Source organism: Micromonospora sp. NPDC052213, from assembly GCF_040679695.1.
Classification (GTDB): Bacteria; Actinomycetota; Actinomycetes; order Mycobacteriales; family Micromonosporaceae; genus Micromonospora.
The window spans coordinates 4,920-8,944 of the sequence record NZ_JBFAVI010000006.1 but is presented as its reverse complement, the minus strand read 5'-3'; the positions used below and the strand labels follow the sequence as shown (position 1 = coordinate 8,944).

Below are 4,025 nucleotides of genomic sequence, written 5' to 3'. Positions count from 1 at the left end.
CACATACCCGTCCGCGCGGCGCTGTGGCCGGCCGCCCCCCCTCGACTGGTGGTGGAGGTGCCGGGAATCGAACCCGGGTCCTTCGCCGCCTTGTCAGGGCTTCTCCGAGCGCAGCTCGCTGTGCCTCTACTCGGCCCCTCCGATCACGCGAGCGAGTCGGTGTGACGGGCCCAGTCGCTGATTGATCTCGCCGCACGGACCCCGCGACCGGGTCCGGTTGGCCAGCCTTCTAGCTGATGCCGGCTAACTGGGTCGAAGGCGCTCCCAGGCCGACAGACTTGCTACTCGCCTCAGGCGGCGAGAGCGAAGTCAGCGCGATTGTTCTTGGCGCTTATTGGTTTCCGACGAACGATTCTCGAGACGACGTCGGCTTCCTCGGCTCGCTTCCCCTGCCGCAACGTACGAAGTCGAAACCAGTCACCCCCTCGACGGGCCGCTCTTGTGGCGGCTCCACCAAGCCTAACGCCTGCCGCAACGGGTTTCATCCCGAGCCCCGGGTCGGCGCGCCGACCCGGACAAAGCAGACAGATCAGTCATCCATCCCCTTGCCGCGCCGGCCGGCGGCCCGGGCGATCTCCCGGTCCGCGTCCCGCTTGGCGAGGTCCTGCCGCTTGTCGTACGACTTCTTGCCCTTGGCCAGGGCGATCTCGACCTTGGCCCAGCCGTCGGAGAAGTAGACCTGCAACGGCACCATGGTCAGGCCGCCCTCGCGGGTCTTGCCGATCAGCCGGTCGATCTCCAGCCGCTTGAGCAGCAGCTTGCGGGTCCGCCTCGGCTCGTGGTTGGTCCAGGTGCCCTGCGTGTACTCCGGGATGTGCATCCCGTGCAGGTAGAGCTCGCCGTTGCGCTCCTGGGCGAACGCGTCGACCAGTGACGCGCGCCCGGCCCGCAGCGACTTGACCTCGGTGCCGGTCAGCGCCATACCCGCCTCGTAGGTGTCGAGGATCGAGTAGTCGTGCCGGGCCTTCTTGTTGGAGGCGACGACCTTGCGCCCCTTCTCCCGTGGCATCGGCGCCACCCCCTTTCCGTGTGACCGCGCCCGGAGTGACCGGCCGCGGGGCGGAGATCATGCTACCCGAACGACAAGGACCCTCCCGCGCCGTTTATTCCTGGCGCGAGAGGGCCCGTCGAGCCGTACGGAGGCTAGACCCGCAGGTAGAAGCGGAGGGTGACCCAGGCGGTGACCGCGCTGACCAGGCCGCCGACGCCGGCCATCAGCGGGAACATCACCAGGATGTCGCCCCAGCCCACCGGGGAGAGCAGGCCCTGTAGCGCCTGCAACGATCCGTCGAAGAGGAGGTACTTCGCCGCGATCAGCGCCACCAGGCCGAGCAGCGAGCCGATCAGGCCCGCGACCACGGCCTCCAGCACGAACGGCGCCTGGATGAACCAGTTCGACGCGCCGACCAGCTTCATGACCGCGACCTCACGCCGCTTGCTGTACGCGGCGACCTGGATCGTGTTGGCGACCAGGAGCAGCGCGGCGACGGCCATCACGATCGCGGCGGCCAGGGCGATGTTCTGGATCGAGGTGAGGATGTCGAAGATCTTGTCCAGCAGCCGGGACTGGTCGACGATCTCGTCGACGCCCTCGACGTCCTTGTACTGGTCGTAGATGCTCTTGTACTGCTCGGGGTTGTTCAGCGTGAGCCGGAACGACTCGGGCAGGCTGTCCGCCTTGACGGCGCTGAGCAGGTCCGGAGCGTCCTGGAACATCTCCTGGAAGCGCTTGTACGCCTCGTCCTTGTTGACGTAGATGACCTCCTTGACCAGCGGGTCACCCTTCAGCTGGCCGTCCAGGGCGTCACGCTGCTCGGGGGTCACCTCCTGGTCCAGGAAGATCGAGACCTGGATGTTCTTGTAGTAGAGGTCCTTCATGTCGTCGACCTGGCGGTACATGAGACCGCTGGCGCCGAGCATGGTCAGCGAGACAGCCATCGTGATGATCATCGCGATGGTCATGGTCACGTTGCGCCACAGTCCGACCAGTACCTCGGACAGGACGTATTTCACGCGCATCGGGATTTCCTCCGGGTCTCCGGCATGAGGTGTTCGTCGTCAGGCTGCGCAGGGGTGGCGTCGGCTCAGCCGTAGACGCCGCGGGCCTGGTCGCGCACGATGCGGCCGCTCTCGATCTCGATGACCCGGCGGCGCATCTGGTTCACGATGTTGGAGTCGTGCGTGACCATCACGACGGTCGTGCCGGTGCGGTTGATCCGGTCCAGCAGGCGCATGATCTCGATCGAGGTGTCCGGGTCGAGGTTTCCGGTCGGCTCGTCCGCGAGCAGGATCAGCGGACGGTTCACGAACGCCCGGGCGACGGCCACCCGCTGCTGCTCACCACCGGAGAGCTCGTGCGGGTAGCGGTGCTCCTTGCCACCGAGCCCGACCAGCTCCAGCACCTCCGGCACGACCCGGCGGGCGACCGCCTTGGTCTTGCCGATCACCTCGAGGGCGAACGCCACGTTCTCGTACGCGGTGCGGTTCGGCAGCAGCCGGAAGTCCTGGAAGACGCAGCCGATCGAGCGCCGGAAGTGGGGTCGCTTCCACGAGCGCATCGAGGTGACGTCCTTGCTGTTGACGATGACCCGGCCCTTGTTGGGCGAGACCTCGTGCAGCAGCAGCTTGATGATGGTGGACTTGCCGGAGCCGGATGGACCGATGAAGAAGACGAACTCGCCCTTCTCGATCGAGACGGACACGTTGTCGAGCGAAGGCCGGGATGCCTTCGGGTACGTCTTCGTCACTTGCTCAAGCTGAATCACGGGTGGTGAGTCTACGCGGTGTAACCGTGGAGCCAAGCCCCACGCCCCGCCGTTGCGAGGCGCGTCATCTATTTGCGGGGTTACGCGGAGATCGAAGACGCGCTCCGCCCGCGGCTGATCACGCAGTGTCGCCGGCCAGCTCCTGCTGCTTACGCCACCGGATACCGGCCTCGATGAAGCTGTCCAGGTCGCCGTCGAAGACCGAGGACGGGTTGCCGGTTTCCTGCTCCGTCCGCAGATCCTTCACCATCTGATAGGGGTGCAGGACGTACGAGCGCATCTGGTCGCCCCACGCGCCGGTGGTCTCCTTCTTCAGGCCCTGGAGCTTGGCCTGCTCCTCCTGGCGCTTGACCTCCAGCAGCCGCGCCTGGAGCACCCGCAGCGCGGACGCCTTGTTCTGCAGCTGGGACTTCTCGTTCTGGCAGGTGACCACGATCCCGGTCGGGATGTGCGTGATCCGGACGGCGGAGTCGGTGGTGTTGACGCTCTGCCCACCCGGGCCCGAGGAGCGGTAGACGTCGATCCGCATCTCGTTCTCGGGGATGTCGATGTGGTCGGTCTGCTCCACCACCGGCAGCACCTCGACCCCGGCGAAGCTCGTCTGCCGGCGGCCCTGGTTGTCGAACGGGCTGATCCGCACCAGCCGGTGGGTGCCCGACTCGACGCTGAGCGTGCCGTAGGCGTAGGGCACCTTCACGGTGAAGGTGGCCGACTTGAGGCCCGCTTCCTCGGCGTAGGAGGTCTCGTAGACCTCCGTCGGGTAGCCGTGCCGCTCGGCCCACCGCAGGTACATCCGCAGCAGCATCTCGGCGAAGTCCGCCGCGTCCACGCCGCCGGCGCCGGCCCGGATGGCGACCAGCGCCTCCCGGGAGTCGTACTCGCCGGAGAGCAGGGTGCGGACCTCCATCTCCTGGATGGCCTTGGTCAACCCGGCGATCTCCGACTCGACCTCGGTGAGCACCCCGGGGTCGGACTCGGCCTCGGCCAACTCCAGCAGCACCCCGGCGTCGTCGAGGCGGGAGCGGAGGCTGGAGAGCTTGTTGATCTCGCCGTTGACGTACGACAGCTGGGAGGTCACCTGCTGCGCCTTGGCCTGGTCGTCCCACAGGTCGGGCGCGGAGGCCTCCTGCTCCAGGCGCGCCTTGTCCTCCCGCAGGCGGTCGACGTCGAGCACCGACTCGATGTTGCGCAGGGTGGCGTCGAGGTCCTTGAGCTGTTCGGCGTAATCGGCAGCGGTCACGACAGACAAGGGTACTGCTC

General features: G+C 67.0%; 4 protein-coding genes and 1 other RNA gene. All 5 read right to left on the bottom strand.

What is annotated here, in order from left to right:
• Positions 1-49 precede the first annotated feature (49 nt).
• The 5 genes from ssrA to prfB all read right to left on the bottom strand — a co-directional run bounded on the left by ssrA (position 50) and on the right by prfB (position 4,005).
• Positions 50-425, bottom strand: a transfer-messenger RNA (tmRNA) gene (gene ssrA / locus AB0L34_RS03015).
• 104 nt (positions 426-529) lie between these two features.
• Complete coding sequence (gene smpB / locus AB0L34_RS03010; protein WP_357455108.1) at positions 530-1,009, bottom strand: SsrA-binding protein SmpB; 480 nt, start codon at positions 1,007-1,009, stop codon at positions 530-532.
• 134 nt (positions 1,010-1,143) lie between these two features.
• Positions 1,144-2,019: a permease-like cell division protein FtsX gene (ftsX, locus tag AB0L34_RS03005; protein ID WP_363701381.1), complete on the bottom strand. Its 876-nt coding sequence runs from the start codon at positions 2,017-2,019 to the stop codon at positions 1,144-1,146.
• 65 nt (positions 2,020-2,084) lie between these two features.
• On the bottom strand, positions 2,085-2,765 hold the full coding sequence (ftsE, locus tag AB0L34_RS03000) for a cell division ATP-binding protein FtsE (RefSeq protein WP_091097362.1): 681 nt from the start codon (positions 2,763-2,765) through the stop codon (positions 2,085-2,087).
• A gap of 118 nt (positions 2,766-2,883) precedes the next feature.
• Positions 2,884-4,005 carry a peptide chain release factor 2 gene (gene prfB, locus AB0L34_RS02995; RefSeq protein WP_363701379.1) on the bottom strand — a complete coding sequence of 374 codons (1,122 nt, stop codon included), beginning with the start codon at positions 4,003-4,005 and terminating at the stop codon, positions 2,884-2,886.
• Positions 4,006-4,025: the final 20 nt, after the last annotated feature.